Origin of the sequence: Streptomyces sp. NPDC048483 (assembly GCF_040651455.1) — a bacterium.
Lineage (GTDB): Bacteria > Actinomycetota > Actinomycetes > Streptomycetales > Streptomycetaceae > Streptomyces.
This window is the reverse complement of sequence record NZ_JBEZJZ010000002.1, coordinates 45,935-59,593: the sequence shown is the minus strand read 5'-3', so window position 1 is coordinate 59,593 and position 13,659 is coordinate 45,935. Positions and strand designations below refer to the sequence as shown.

At 72.6% G+C, this 13,659-nt stretch carries 12 protein-coding genes; 4 read left to right on the top strand and 8 right to left on the bottom strand.

What is annotated here, in order from left to right; all coding sequences use genetic code 11:
* Positions 1-42: 42 nt before the first annotated feature.
* A complete protein-coding gene (locus tag AB0D04_RS01350) occupies positions 43-810 on the top strand; it encodes a hypothetical protein (protein WP_362697853.1) in 768 nt (255 codons plus the stop codon).
* A 522-nt stretch (positions 811-1,332) separates the two neighbouring features.
* Here the strand turns inward: AB0D04_RS01350 and glnA are convergent.
* Positions 1,333-2,742, bottom strand: a complete 1,410-nt coding sequence (gene glnA, locus AB0D04_RS01345) for a type I glutamate--ammonia ligase (protein ID WP_362697850.1) — start codon at positions 2,740-2,742, stop codon at positions 1,333-1,335.
* A gap of 243 nt (positions 2,743-2,985) precedes the next feature.
* Between glnA and AB0D04_RS01340 the strand changes: the two genes are divergently transcribed.
* A complete protein-coding gene (locus tag AB0D04_RS01340; protein ID WP_362697847.1) occupies positions 2,986-3,453 on the top strand; it encodes an RDD family protein in 468 nt (155 codons plus the stop codon).
* A 142-nt stretch (positions 3,454-3,595) separates the two neighbouring features.
* Here the strand turns inward: AB0D04_RS01340 and AB0D04_RS01335 are convergent, their stop codons facing one another.
* The 4 genes from AB0D04_RS01335 to lipB all read right to left on the bottom strand — a co-directional run bounded on the left by AB0D04_RS01335 (position 3,596) and on the right by lipB (position 6,603).
* Complete coding sequence (locus AB0D04_RS01335) at positions 3,596-4,306, bottom strand: DUF4191 domain-containing protein (protein WP_362697844.1); 711 nt, start codon at positions 4,304-4,306, stop codon at positions 3,596-3,598.
* A 10-nt stretch (positions 4,307-4,316) separates the two neighbouring features.
* A complete protein-coding gene (locus AB0D04_RS01330; RefSeq protein WP_362697841.1) occupies positions 4,317-4,532 on the bottom strand; it encodes a hypothetical protein in 216 nt (71 codons plus the stop codon).
* 208 nt (positions 4,533-4,740) lie between these two features.
* Positions 4,741-5,691, bottom strand: coding sequence for a lipoyl synthase (lipA, locus tag AB0D04_RS01325; RefSeq protein WP_362697838.1), 951 nt, complete (start codon positions 5,689-5,691; stop codon positions 4,741-4,743).
* Positions 5,692-5,829: 138 nt separating this feature from the next.
* Positions 5,830-6,603: a lipoyl(octanoyl) transferase LipB gene (lipB, locus tag AB0D04_RS01320; protein WP_362698256.1), complete on the bottom strand. Its 774-nt coding sequence runs from the start codon at positions 6,601-6,603 to the stop codon at positions 5,830-5,832.
* 349 nt (positions 6,604-6,952) lie between these two features.
* Between lipB and AB0D04_RS01315 the strand changes: the two genes are divergently transcribed.
* On the top strand, positions 6,953-8,404 hold the full coding sequence (locus AB0D04_RS01315) for a regulator (protein WP_362697835.1): 1,452 nt from the start codon (positions 6,953-6,955) through the stop codon (positions 8,402-8,404).
* A 24-nt stretch (positions 8,405-8,428) separates the two neighbouring features.
* Here AB0D04_RS01315 and AB0D04_RS01310 read toward each other — a convergent pair whose 3' ends face one another.
* From AB0D04_RS01310 to AB0D04_RS01300, 3 genes are all read right to left on the bottom strand, one after another.
* A complete protein-coding gene (locus AB0D04_RS01310) occupies positions 8,429-9,721 on the bottom strand; it encodes an NAD(P)/FAD-dependent oxidoreductase (protein WP_362697832.1) in 1,293 nt (430 codons plus the stop codon).
* Between the two features lie 143 nt (positions 9,722-9,864).
* A complete protein-coding gene (locus AB0D04_RS01305) occupies positions 9,865-10,749 on the bottom strand; it encodes a TIGR01777 family oxidoreductase (RefSeq protein WP_362697829.1) in 885 nt (294 codons plus the stop codon).
* Positions 10,750-10,840: 91 nt separating this feature from the next.
* Positions 10,841-11,359: a DUF4240 domain-containing protein gene (locus AB0D04_RS01300; protein ID WP_362697826.1), complete on the bottom strand. Its 519-nt coding sequence runs from the start codon at positions 11,357-11,359 to the stop codon at positions 10,841-10,843.
* Between the two features lie 206 nt (positions 11,360-11,565).
* Here AB0D04_RS01300 and AB0D04_RS01295 point away from each other — a divergent pair, with 206 nt between their 5' ends.
* Positions 11,566-13,461 carry a hypothetical protein gene (locus tag AB0D04_RS01295; protein WP_362697823.1) on the top strand — a complete coding sequence of 632 codons (1,896 nt, stop codon included), beginning with the start codon at positions 11,566-11,568 and terminating at the stop codon, positions 13,459-13,461.
* Positions 13,462-13,659 lie beyond the last annotated feature (198 nt).

Here is a 13,659-nt window from a genome sequence, read left to right as displayed (position 1 = left end):
CGCACCCCCCCCACAGCCGTCCGGCGAGTAAGGAGAAACACCGTGACCAAGGCGACCGTACGAGGCCGTACCGGCACCGGCACATCGGCCCGGCAGCGATCCGTGGCGGCGGCCGCCCGCGCCGCCTCCAAGCGGGCCGAGAAAGCGCATGAGTCGTCCCTCGACGAGGAGGAGGCGGCGACGGAGAGCGCGGTGGTGGACGAAGCGTCCGGTTCCGGGACCGGGGCGGACACCGAGGCCCGGGAGCGGGCGAAGGGCGCCGTCCGTGGCGAGGCCGGAGCGGAGAAGAGCGCGAAGCCGGCCCGCCGGATCTCCGGTGCGGTGACCGCCGTGCTGGCCGCACTCGTCGTGGCGGGCCTCGTCGCCGCCGCCATGCTGGGCTGGGAGTACCGGGAGGACCAGCGGACGCAGGAGGCGCACACCGAGGCCCTGGCCGTCGCGCGCAAGGCCGCGCCGGAGATCCTCTCCTACGACTACCGCCACCTCGATCGCGATTTCGCGAAGGCCCGCGCCCACCTCACCGGCTCCTTCGCGGGCAAGTACCGCAAGACGACCACGAGGGTGGTGGCGCCCACCGCCGAGAAGTACCAGGGCGTCGTCACGGCCACGGTGGCGAAGCCCCCCGCCGGGGGAGCCTCCGCCGCATCGGTGGTCTCCGCCTCGCCGGAGAAGGTCGTCGTCCTCATCTTCATGAACCAGGTCACCAACAGCACTCAGGTGTCCGGGCCGCGCCTCGACCTCAACCGGGTCCGGATGACGCTCGTGGACACCTCCGGGGGCTGGAAGGTGAGCGCGCTCGACGCCCTGTGACGGTGTGCCGCGCATCGGTGGAACCTGTCATTCCAGACATCACCGCGCATCAGTAACAGCGGAGCTCGTGTGGTCCGATACCGACAAGACGGCTCCGAGCAGTTGGTTGGTTCGCTGTCCGGGCCTGGAGCGTCACTCACGGCGGCCAGGGGAGCGCGGCCGCCTTTGGACATTGCAACACGGGACACGAGTGGCGGGACGGTGGCGTGTGCTCTGACCGGGTTCGAGGCCGCGGGCTGGGTACATAGGCGCTCACGGCGGCCTGGGCCGCTCGGTCCGGCGCCGGCCCGCAACACCGTGTGTGGGCCGAACTTCCGACAAAACAGTGGGTCGCTGCCCCGAGACCAGGGCAGCGACCCTCACTGCAATATCTGACGTCAAGTCAGTCAACTCGCCGGCCGGTGCGCCCCCGGTGCACAAGACGCCGGAAGACCAGGGTCACCAACGAGAAACACTGAGACGTGTTTCCGCAGGTCAAAACCGGCTTCCAAGTCTCCAGCCAGGGTCACCCGACCCCGCCTCTTAGATGTCGAAGTACAGCTCGAACTCGTGCGGGTGCGGCCGCAGCTGGATCGGTGCGATCTCGCTCGTGCGCTTGTAGTCGATCCAGGTCTCGATCAGGTCGGAGGTGAAGACACCGCCCTGCTGGAGGTACTCGTTGTCGTTCTCGAGGGCGTCGAGGACGGCCGGGAGGGAGGTGGGGACCTGGGGGACGCTCGCGTGCTCCTCGGGGGCGAGCTCGTAGAGGTCCTTGTCGATCGGCTCGGCGGGCTCGATCTTGTTCTTGACGCCGTCGAGGCCCGCGAGGAGAAGGGCGGAGAAGGCGAGGTACGGGTTCGAGGACGGGTCCGGGGCGCGGAACTCGACGCGCTTGGCCTTCGGGTTGGAGCCCGTGATCGGGATGCGCATGGCCGCGGAGCGGTTGCGCTGCGAGTAGACCAGGTTGACCGGGGCCTCGAAGCCGGGGACCAGGCGGTGGTAGGAGTTCACCGTCGGGTTGGTGAAGGCGAGCAGCGACGGGGCGTGCTTGAGGATGCCGCCGATGTAGTAGCGGGCGGTGTCCGAGAGGCCCGCGTAGCCCTGCTCGTCGTAGAAGAGCGGGGAGCCGCCCTGCCACAGCGACTGGTGGACGTGCATGCCGGAGCCGTTGTCACCGAAGATCGGCTTGGGCATGAAGGTGGCGGTCTTGCCGTTGCGCCAGGCGACGTTCTTGACGATGTACTTGAACAGCATCAGGTCGTCGGCGGCGGCGAGCAGGGTGTTGAACTTGTAGTTGATCTCCGCCTGGCCGGCGGTGCCGACCTCGTGGTGCTGGCGCTCGACCTGCAGGCCGGCCGCGTCCAGCTCGAGGGAGATCTCGGCGCGCAGGTCGGCGAAGTGGTCGACCGGCGGGGCCGGGAAGTAGCCGCCCTTGTACCGCACCTTGTAGCCGCGGTTGTTCTCCTCCGAACCGGTGTTCCAGGCGCCGGCCTCGGAGTCGATGTGGTAGAAGGACTGGTTCGCGCTGGTCTCGAAGCGGACGCTGTCGAAGACGTAGAACTCGGCCTCGGGACCGAAGTACGCGGTGTCCGCGATGCCGGTGGAGGCGAGGTAGGCCTCGGCCTTCTTGGCGATGTTGCGCGGGTCGCGGCTGTACTGCTCGCCCGTGATCGGGTCGTGGATGAAGAAGTTGACGTTGACCGTCTTGTCGCGCCGGAAGGGGTCCACGCGGGCGGTGGAGAGGTCGGCGCGCAGGGCCATGTCCGACTCGTGGATGGCCTGGAAGCCGCGGATCGAGGAGCCGTCGAAGGCGAGCTCCTCGGCCGGGTCGAAGACCGCTGCCGGGATCGTGAAGTGCTGCATCACACCGGGCAGGTCGCAGAACCGTACGTCGATGAACTTGACGTCCTCGTCCGCGATGAACTTCTTGGCCTCGTCGGCGTTCTGGAACATCCAACTCCTCCTAGCCCGGTCACCGGTCGGCGGACACGGGGTTGCCGGGGTTGCTACTCGGAGCGCGCCCATGTGCGGTGGCGCGCTCGCCCGACCTTAGGCAGGCGGGATTTCCCAAGCATGACCCATTTGTTTCGCCGAGGTTAACCGCCTCGCGGTCGCCTTTGTCCCCCAGTGTGCGCCAAAGGGGCGCATTGCGGGCCCTCCGCGAGGGAGCGTGAGCGGCCGCAGTACCGTTGACGGGTGGACAACAGGCAAGCAATCGGATCGTGGATCTCCGGGCCCCGCGCGACGGCCGAGGACATGGGCGTCGACTTCGGATACCGCGGCGAACGGCTCAGGCTGCCGGAGCAGGGGCCTGGCTCGATCGCGCGGTTCGGGCGCCGTCTCGCCGCGCTCTGCATCGACTGGGCGCTGTGCATGCTCATCGCCTACGGGCTGCTCAGCGGCGGCAGGGCGCAGTCGGCGAGCAACTGGGCGCTGGTGGTCTTCGCGGTGCTCAGCCTGCTGACGGTCGGCACGGTCGGCTTCACGCCGGGCAAGCGGATGGTGGGCCTGCGGGTGATCGCCGAGGGCGGCGGGCGGATCTCGCTGCCGCGGGTGGCGCTGCGGACCCTGCTGCTGGTGATCGTCATCCCGGCGGTGATCTGGGACCGCGACGGGCGCGGGCTGCACGACCGGCTTGCCCGGTCGGTGGAGGTGCGGATCTGACCGGTCCGTGGAGGTGGGTGACGCCCCGCCCCTGCTAGGCCCCGGCCTCGCACGCGGAGCACTCGTATACAGGCCGCCCCTACTGCGCACCTACACAGAACGCCCCGGAGCCCAAGCCCCGGGGCGTCGTGATAGTTCCTGGTCAGCGGCCCTTGCCGTTGCCCTTCGGCATGCGCATGCCCTTGGGCATCGGGCCCTTGGGGACCGGCATGTTGCTCATCAGGTCGCCCAGGGCGCGCAGACGGTCGTTGACGGCCGTCACCTGGCCTCCGGGCAGGACGCGCGGCAGCTTGAGCAGGGTCGTACGGAGCTTCTTGAGGGGCACCTGGCCCTCGCCGTCGCCCACGATGATGTCGTGGACGGGGGCGTCGGCGACCGTACGGGCCATCCGCTTCTTCTCGGCGGCCAGCAGACCGCGCAGTCGGTTCGGGTTGCCCTCGCCCACCAGCACGATGCCGGCCTTGCCGACGGCACGGTGCACCACGTCCTGGCTGCGGTTCATCGCCACCGCGGGGGTGGTCGTCCAGCCGCGGCCGACGTTGTCCAGCACCGCGGCCGCAGCTCCCGGCTGGCCTTCCATCTGCCCGAAGGCAGCCCGCTCGGCGCGCCGTCCGAAGACGATCGCCATCGCGAGGAAGGCCAGTACGAAGCCCAGGATGCCCGCGTAGATGGGATGGCCGATCACGAAGCCGATGGCAAGGAGAACGCCGAATACGACGATGCCCACGCCAGCGACGACAAGACCGACCTTGGAGTCGACCCGACGGGTCATCTTGTAGGTCTGGGCGATCTGCTTCAGCCGCCCGGGGTTCTCAGCGCCGGCAGCGCCGTCTGAGTTTGCCTTCCTCGCCATACAGCGAAGTTTACGTGGCCTGCGGATGGCCGGTCGCCGCGGCCTCCAGTACGTACTGAGCCTCGCGCCGGTCCTTGGCGCGGCGGCGGTCCTCCAGGACCGACGTCCACGCGTTCCGGCGGGCGGTGCGCTGGCCGCCGCGCATCAGGACGGCCTCAACGGCACGCAGGGCGCCGGTGACGGAGGGGAGGGGGCGGGGTGTGGCGCGGAGCGGCGCGGCCTGCATGGTGTGGACTCCCTCGGGGAGGTCGGAGGAGCGATGGCTGCGGAAACGGTGCGTGCATCCATCGTCACGGAACGGTGTTACCAACGGATGACCTGCTGGTCAAACACCGATGAAACATTGACGCGGCCCGCACGTCCCCAGCCTGGGGACATGCGGGCCGCGTACTCACAGCATGTGCCACGATTCACAAGGCGGCACGCCGAGCGGCTCAAACCGCCTGACTGGACGCCTCGACCTCGCGCCGCTCGATCGCCTGTCGGTAAAGGCGGCCGGCACGGTAGGAGGAGCGGACCAGCGGGCCGGACATGACACCCGCGTAGCCGATCTCCTCGGCCTCCTCCTTGAGCTCCACGAACTCGGCGGGCTTGACCCAGCGCTCGATGGGATGGTGCCGCAGGGAGGGGCGCAGGTACTGGGTGATCGTGATCAGCTCGCAGCCCGCGTCGTACAGGTCCTGCAGCGCCTGGCTGATCTCCTCGCGCTCCTCGCCCATGCCCAGGATCAGGTTGGACTTGGTCACCAGCCCGGCCTCGCGGGACTTGGAGATGACCTCCAGCGACCGCTCGTAGCGGAAGCCGGGGCGGATCCGCTTGAAGATCCGCGGAACCGTCTCGACGTTGTGGGCCAGCACCTCGGGCCGCGAGGAGAAGACCTCGGCCAGCTGCTCCGGGACCGCGTTGAAGTCCGGGATCAGCAGCTCGACGCCGGTGTCCGGCATCGCGGCGTGGATCTGGCGGACCGTCTCGGCGTAGAGCCAGGCGCCGCCGTCCTCCAGGTCGTCGCGCGCGACGCCGGTGATCGTGGCGTACTTCAGGCCCATGGTCTGGACGGACTCGGCGACCCGGCGGGGCTCGTCGCGGTCCAGCTCCTGCGGCTTGCCGGTGTCGATCTGGCAGAAGTCGCAGCGGCGGGTGCACTGGTCGCCGCCGATGAGGAAGGTCGCCTCGCGGTCCTCCCAGCACTCAAAGATGTTGGGACAGCCCGCCTCCTGGCAGACCGTGTGCAGGCCCTCGCTCTTGACCAGGCCCTGGAGGTGGTTGTACTCGGGACCCATTTTCGCCCGGGTCTTGATCCACTCGGGCTTGCGCTCGATGGGGGTCTGGCTGTTCCGGACCTCCAGGCGCAACATCTTGCGTCCGTCGGGTGCGACTGCGGACACGTCCGGCTCCCTACGACTTCGTTTCTTCGGCGTCCACCAGGGTACGCCCGATAATTCGTACGCTTTTCCGCGTACCGGCTGTGCAGCCCAACCCCGTCGTGGCGGGGTGCATTCCCCAAAGGCCCGGCGGCCCTGCGGTCAGACCGCGCGGGGCAGCAGCTCGGCGCCCTCCAGGACGTCGCGCAGATGCTTCTCGACGACGGGCAGCACCTCGGCGATGGTGATCTCGTGGCCCAGCTCGCCCGAGAGCGAGGCGACGCCGGCGTCACGGATGCCGCACGGCACGATCTTGTCGAACGAGGTGTTGTCCGGGTTCACGTTCAGCGAGAAACCGTGCATCGTGACGCCCTTGGCGACGCGGATGCCGATCGCGGCGAGCTTGCGGTCCTCGCGGCGCTGGCCGGCGTTGGAGGGGGCGTACTCGGGGCCGTTCAGCCGAGGGTCGAACGTGTCGTCCGCCACCCGCGGGTCGAAGTCCAGATTCAGCCCGCCCAGGGCCGCCCGCTGCTCGACCGGGTCACCCAGCACCCACACACCGCTGCGGCCCTCGACCCGGCTGGTCTCCACGCCGAACTCGGCGCAGACCCGGAGCAGGGCGTCCTCGAGGCGGCGCACATGGGCGACGACGTCGACCGGGCGCGGCAGCTTCTGGATGGGGTAGCCGACCAGCTGGCCGGGGCCGTGCCAGGTGATCTTGCCGCCGCGGTCCACGTCGATGACCGGGGTGCCGTCCAGGGGCCGCTCGTCGTCGGTGGTGCGCCGTCCCGCGGTGTATACGGGCGGGTGCTCCAGCAGCAGGCAGGTGTCCGGCACCTCGTCGGCGAACCGGGCGGCGTGCACCCGGCGCTGCTCCTGCCACGCGGTCTCGTAGTCCACGGCGTCCGTACCGAAGCCCATATGCACAAAGCGCATCCCCTCGGGTACGGGGGTCTCCCCCCGAGAGATCGCAGTCACGGCAGCTCCTCTTCGCACTTCTGTCTCCCGCTGCACGGTGCTGCACCAGGAGAGCCCATCGCGCCCATGCCACTGTACGACCGCCCGCCACGCGCGCTGCAGGCGGCCGGTTTCCGGTCCGGCGGGGCCCGCACCTCCGGACCGGAGGTTCCCTGCTCACACGATCGGATGAACGCGGGGCGCAGGCCGTCGGAACGGCGCCGAAGGCCGTTACATTCACGCCGTCCCACAAGGGCGAAGGAGCGTGCCGGACAGGGTGAGCCGAGCCCGGCGGCCAGGCCCGGAAGGCAGGAGACCGGTAAAGCTGATGACGGAACGACCCCCGCAACACACGCCCAACCGCCAGCTCGCCGCGCTGATCGCGGAGGCGGGTTTCTCCAACGCAGGGCTGGCCAGACGGGTCGATCAGCTCGGCATCGAGCACGGCCTCGACCTGCGCTACGACAAGACCTCGGTGACCCGCTGGCTGCGCGGCCAGCAGCCCAGAGGCACCACCCCCGCGCTGATCGCGGAGGTGTTCACGCGCCGGCTGGGGCGCCGGCTCTCGGCGCAGGATCTCGGCCTGGACGCCTGCGCGCCGGTGTACGCCGGGCTCGAATTCGCCGCGAGCCCCAGCGAGGCGGTGGACATCGTCAGCGGCCTGTGGCGCAAGGACTCCGGCAGCCATGCCGAGCTCCGCAAGATCGCCTTCACCCCGGCCGGGCTCGTGGTGCCCAGCCGGGACTGGCTGATCGGCCGCGCCGACGAACGGGTCGCCCGCGCCGACCCCGCCGCCGAGGGCCGGGTGCCCGTCCAGGGCAGCCGCGCCGCCGTACCGCGCCAGCGCCGTACCGACCGCGTCGACCGCACCCCCGGCGCCCGGGTCACCTCCGGCGACATTGCGGCGCTGCGCTCGGTCGGCGAGCTGTTCCGGGCGCTGGACCACGCCTACGGCGGCGGTCACGCCCGGCAGGCCCTGGTGCGCTATCTGGAGCACGAGGCCGAGCCGATGCTGCGCGGCACCTACGGCGAGGCCACCGGCCGCCGGCTGTTCGCGGCCGCCGCCGATCTGACCCGGCTGGCCGGCTGGACCTCGTACGACATCGCCGCACACGGCCTGGCGCAGCGGTACTTCGTGCAGGCGCTGCGGCTGGCCCAGGCGGCCGGCGACCGGGCGTACGGGTCCTACGTCCTGGTGACGATGAGCCGCCAGGCCGTCTATCTGGGCCACGGCCGGGAGGCCGTCCAGCTGGCGCGCGTCGCCCAGCAGGGGGTCGGCAGCGGCGCGCCGCCGGCCGTCCAGGCGCTGCTGCACTCCGCGGAGGCGCGCGGGCACGGCCTGATGGGCGAGGTCCGGGCGTGTGCGGCCGCGCTGGCCCGCGCGGAGCGGGCGCTGGAGGCCGCCCGGCCCGGTGACGACACCCCGTACTGGGCGCGGTTCTTCGACGACGCCCAGATGGCCGACGAACTGGCGCACTGCCACCGCGATCTCCAGCAGTACCGCGCGGCCTCCCAGCACGCCGAGCGCTCGCTCCAGCTGCGGCCGGCCGCCTTCGCCCGCAGCAGGCTGTTCTGCCGCGTGGTCCTGGCGACCGCGCGGCTGGGCCTGGGCGAGCTGGAGCAGGCCTGCACGCTGGGCGCGGAGGCGGCGCTCCAGGCGTCCGAGATGCGGTCCGTACGTGCCCATGAGTACGTCCGGGACTTCGAGCGCCGCCTGGAGCCGTACCGGGACGCGGCGGCGGTGCGCGGGTACCGGGACCGGGTCGCCGCGCTGGGCTGAGGCCCGCGCGCCCGGCGGCGCGGTTCAGGCCGCCGGGCGCAGGGTGCGCGGCTCGACGAGGGCCGGCAGGCCGAAGTCCCGCAGCAGGGCGCGGGCGGCCCGGCGGCCCGAGTGCAGCGCCCCCTGGAGCGTGCCGGTGTCCCGGTGGTCGCCGCACACGTACAGGCCCGACAGCAGCCGCACCGGCCGCTGCGGATCGTAGGGCGCGGGCATGGCCGGTACCGCGTACGGGTCGTGATGGGCACTCAGCAGCCGCCAGTCGTCGGTCGACGCGCCGTAGAGCCTCTCCAGCTGCGGCCGGACGGTCTTGTCCAGGACGGACGGCGGCAGCGAGGCGGCGGCGCCCAGCACGGTCGTGGTGATCAGCGAGTGGCCCGGCGGCGTACGGGACGGGTCGATGGCCCCGGCGGCGTAGGTGTGCGCCACCGGGCCGTCGGTCGCCAGGATCAGCGCCGTGTCGCGGGAGGGGGCGAGGCCGTTGCGCGGGCCCGGCGCGGTGCCCGTCGTGTGGTGCAGCACGGTCACCGGGTGGAAGGCGGGCACCCGCAGCCCCGGCAGCAGCTCGGCCGCATCGCGCGCACCGGCTGCCACCAGGACGGCGCGGCAGGCGATACGTCCGTGGCCGGCCGTGTCGACGGCGCTGGTGGAGACGGAGGTGGCGCGGACGGAGGTACGGACCGTGCCCGGGGGCAGTGCGGCGGCGAGGAGTTCGGGGACGGCGGAGGCGCCGCCGGCCGGCAGGCACAGCCGGCCTTCGGCGAAGTCGCGCAGGACGCGGGCGGCGCCGCGGCTGGAGCCGCGCAGCCGGGGGTCGCACAGCAGCGCGGCGAGCAGCGGCTGCAGGAACGCGTCCTGGGGACGGGGCGGGAAGCCGGGGCGGCCGGCCAGGGTGTCGGCCACCGGACGGTCGGCGGGAGTTGCGGGCCCGCTGCGGTCGCCGTTGCGGTCCGTACGGCGGTCGGCGCGGCGGTCGGCGCGCGCGAGGGCGCGCGCCGTACAGAGTGCGCCCCTTGTGCTCCGGGGCGAGCTGATGCGCTGCGCCCGCCGGCCGTTGTGGAGACACAGGCCGGGCGCGAACGGCCGCAGCGCCAGCGCCCCGAGGCCGGGTGTGCGGCGCAGCTCCGCGATGGAGACCGCCAGTGGGCGGCCGCTGCGGTCCAGTCGGAAGCCGTCGATGTCGTCGGTGGTGGCCCGGCCGCCGATCCGTGGCGCGGCCTCCAGCACGGTGACCGACAATCCTGCGGCGGTCAGATGGCGGGCGGCGGCGAGGCCGGCCGGGCCGGCTCCCACGATGACGACGTCCACGGTCGATGCCACGTGCCCTCCCGGGGGGAGTTGTCCGGTGGTGTGTGCCAGGACCGTAGGGAGGAGAGGGGGGTGGCGGCTAGGGGGCTTCAGGGGCGCGCCGGTGCGCGGCTCCTCACGTTGCCGGGCGGCGCCGTCGTTCGTCCGCTCGCGGCTTAGGCGTCTCGTACGGCGTCCATGATGCGGGGGTGGGTGAAGGTGAAGCCGGTGTCCAGGAGGCGTTGGGGGATGACGCGCTGGCTGGACAGGACGTCGCCGGCGAACTCGCCCAGGGCGATGCGGAGTACGGGCGCGGGAACCGTGAAGAGGGTGGGGCGGTTCAGGTACTTGCCCATGACCGCCGTGGCCTCGCGGTTGGTGACGGGTTCCGGAGCGGTGAGGTTGACGGGGCCGGTGAGGGTTTCGGTGTCGATGAGGTGGCGCAGCGCGGCGATGTGATCCTGGAGGGAGATGAAGCTCCAGTACTGGCTGCCGTCGCCGAGCCGGCCGCCCAGGCCCAGGCGGAAGAGCGGGAAGAGCCGGCCCCAGGCGCCGCCCGAGCGCGCCACGACCAGGCCGGTGCGGGCGAAGGCGGTGCGGATACCGGCGTCCTGGGCGGGCTTTGCGGCGGCCTCCCAGTCGACGCAGACGTCCGGCAGGAAGCCCGTACCGGCCGATGCGGTCTCGTCCGTACGACGGTCACCGGTGTCGCCGTAGTAGCCGATCGCGCTGCCGCAGACGAAGACCCGCGGCGGGGTGTCCATCGAGGCGAGGGCGGTGGCGACGGCCCGGGTACCCAGCACCCGGCTGTCGCGGATCTCGCGCTTGTACGACTCCGTCCAGCGGTGGTCGCCGACGCCCGCACCCGCCAGATGGACCATCGCCTCGCAGCCCGCGAGCCCGGCCGTATCGACCTCCTGGCGCCGGGGATCCCAGCGCACCTCGTCGGCGGCCGCGGGCGGGCGCCGGACGAGCCGGACGACGTCATGACCGTCCGCGCGCAGCGAGCGAACGAGTTCCGTGCCGATGAGACCGGTCGAGCCGGTGATCGCGATCCGCATGGGGCCATACTGCCTGCCGGGGCGGGCGCGGCGGCGGCAACCGGCCGGGGTGCGGTGCGACCCGCAGCGGGAGCCTCCCCGGGCGGGGCCCCTATGGCCGGAAGCGGTCCCAGAGCCGGGGGAAGCGCTCCGCCAGGGTGTCGTCGTCGTCGAAGTCGAGGTACGTGCCGAACGGTTCGCGGGGCGGCGGGGGCAGGCCGAGGTCGGGCATCACGGTGCCGGTCAGCCGCTCGTACGCCTCGTCGGCCGCATAGCCCAGCTCCTCCGCGTCGCCGTCCACCTCCTCGTCGAAGTCCGCAACGAGCTCGGCGAGGTGGTCCGGATCGTGCAGCGCGCCCTCGAAGACCTCCCGGCCCTGGCCGATCAGCCAGCACCGGAAGTAGTCGAAGGCGTCGTCGCTGGCGCCGTCCAGCATCACCGCGGCCGCGGCCCACAGCTCCCAGGCGTACGCGCGGTTGTAGCGGGCCTCGAAGTGCCGGGCGAAGTCCGTGACGGCGTCGGGGTCCAGCCCGGTCAGTCGCTCGACCAGGGCATCGGCCTGCTCCTCGGGGTCGCCCTCGGCGGCCTCGCGGGAGGCGTCGATGAGCTCCCAGAACTCCGTCTCGTCCATCACCGCTCCAGCATCGGCCCTGATGCCGCGCCGCGCACGCGGAATGCCCCGGATGCGACGCGGTCCCCGGAGCACTCATCCGGACCGGTGACCCGTGGTGGGCCGCCTGGTCCAGTGACCGTCCCAATAATCACTCGTTGGAAGGCTTGCAACGACCATCCGCGGCATTTCCCCCCATACGCGAAGGGCTGTTTCAGGCCATGCCCATGGACGAAAGAACTCGGGCCGATGTCGAGCGGGCAGAGGCGGCCATCGTCGAGCACTATCCGCGGCTGGTGCGCCTCGGATACCTCGTCCTGCCGCCGACGATGGGGCGGCACCGCCGGGTCCTCGCCGCACACGGACTGGTCCAGCGGGCGCTGCCACGGGCCGGCCGACGCCGCAGCCGGGGCAGCGGCGCGCTGCCCGCCCAGCGCGGCCCTGAGGCGCCGTCCGGCTACGACCTGGTGCGGCTGCGCACCCTGCGGCTGGCACTGTCGTACGAGGAATGGCCCGCCCGGCCGCTGCCCGCCGTGCCCTCCGTCTGGGGCCTGCGGCTCTTCCCCCGGGCCGGCGGCGCCGATGAACTCGCCCTGGACCAGGCGCTGTCCGCCGTCCCCGCGCCCGTACGGGCCGCCGTCGGACTGTGGCACCTGGAGGGCCTGGACCGGGACGCGGCCCGCGCCGTCCTGGTGGCCGCCGGAGTGGCGGACCCGGACGGGGCGCAGCAGGCGGCCGGGCAGCTGGACCGGGACACCGGGGCGGGCGCCGCGGCGCTGCTGAACTCGGGGGAGTTCGACCCCTGCACGGTGCAGACCCGGCCGACGGACCTGCTGCGCCGCCGCCAGCGGATCCGGGCGGCGGTGGCCCTGGCGGCCGCCGTGGCGGTCGGGGCGGCGGTGGCCGGGACGGCGGGCGGTGACGGCGGCCGGCCGCGGCACGAGACCGCCGCCCAGCAGGCGCTCGACCCGGCCCGGCTGCTGCGCACCCCCGGCGACCAGTGGGCCGACACCTCCCGGGTGGACTTCACCGCCTGGCCGCCCCGCGGCCGGCAGGCCGGCGACCAGGAGCTGCTGGGGCGGGCGCTGCGGGTCTGGGCGGCGCCGCCGGCCGGCACGCGGATCACCGCATCCGCCGGGACGTCCACCAGGCCGCCCGGCGAGCCGCCCCGGCTCCTCTACGCGGGCCTGATCGACAACGTCATGGTGGCGGTCTTCCACGACGGCGAGCGGCTGGTGCGCTACGCCGAACCCGAGGACGCCACCCCCACGCTGCACTTCGCGCGGGTCGACGACCCGGACCTGACGACTGCCGGCGCGCTGGTGATCGGCCGCGGCAACGGCTGGCAGCGCTATCTGCTGGCGCCCTGGGTGTCGGACATCGCCACCCGCGATCTGCTCGCGCCCAACGACCCGGAGCGCGGGCTGCATGTCGCCCCGGACGGCGTCACCGACCGGATCCCGACGCCGCCCGAGGCGGACGGCGGCTGCGGAAGCTGGCCCGTGGCCCGGCTGCGCACCTCGGCGCGGATCGTCGGCAACCGCGCCTTCCTGGTGACAGACCTCGGCGATCTCGCCCCCGTCCCTCTCACCTATCTGCCCGCGGCGCCCGGACCCGGCGGGCCCGGCGAGGTGACGGACGCCCCCGCGCTGCGGAGCTGGGCCCGTACCGCCTGCTCCCTGCGGTCGCTGCGCGGCGCCGGCGTACGGTCCGTCAGCAACTGGGAGTACGCCGGACAGCGCCTCCCGGAGGACGGAGGCAGCGCCGCCTGGGTCTGCACCCGCGCCGACACCTGGCGCGGTCCCGGCCGGGTCACCGTGCAGTTCCAGCCACCCGCCGCACACCCCGCGGACCCCGGGCGGATCGCCGGACGGGCCCTCAACACCGCCACCTGCAGCCGCTTCGGCCGCCCCGTGGTCGGCCAGATCCACTGGCAGGCGAAATCCGGGAAGTGGTACGTGCTCGCGGCGGGCAGCCAGGGAGTCGGCGGAATCGACGTCACCGGCGGCGTACGGGCGGGTGCCGAGGCGGCCACGCTCGCCGTACCGGCTCCGCAGAGCGCGTCGGCCGAGGTGTCGGGGCGGCTGACGGACGGGGGGAGTGTGCGGGCGGTGCGGCCGTGAGCGGCCCGCCTGCTACGGGATGAACCAGAAGAACCACGCCACCAGGCCGACGGGCGTCAGCACGCCGACCGGTCCCGGGACCAGGAGCGGAAAGCCGAGGATCTTGACGGCCCGGTGCTGCCGCGCCCGGCAGGGTACTCGAGGCCGGTCCGGGAACCCGAGCCCGGAAACCGAGCCCGGAATCCCGACAGAAGGTGT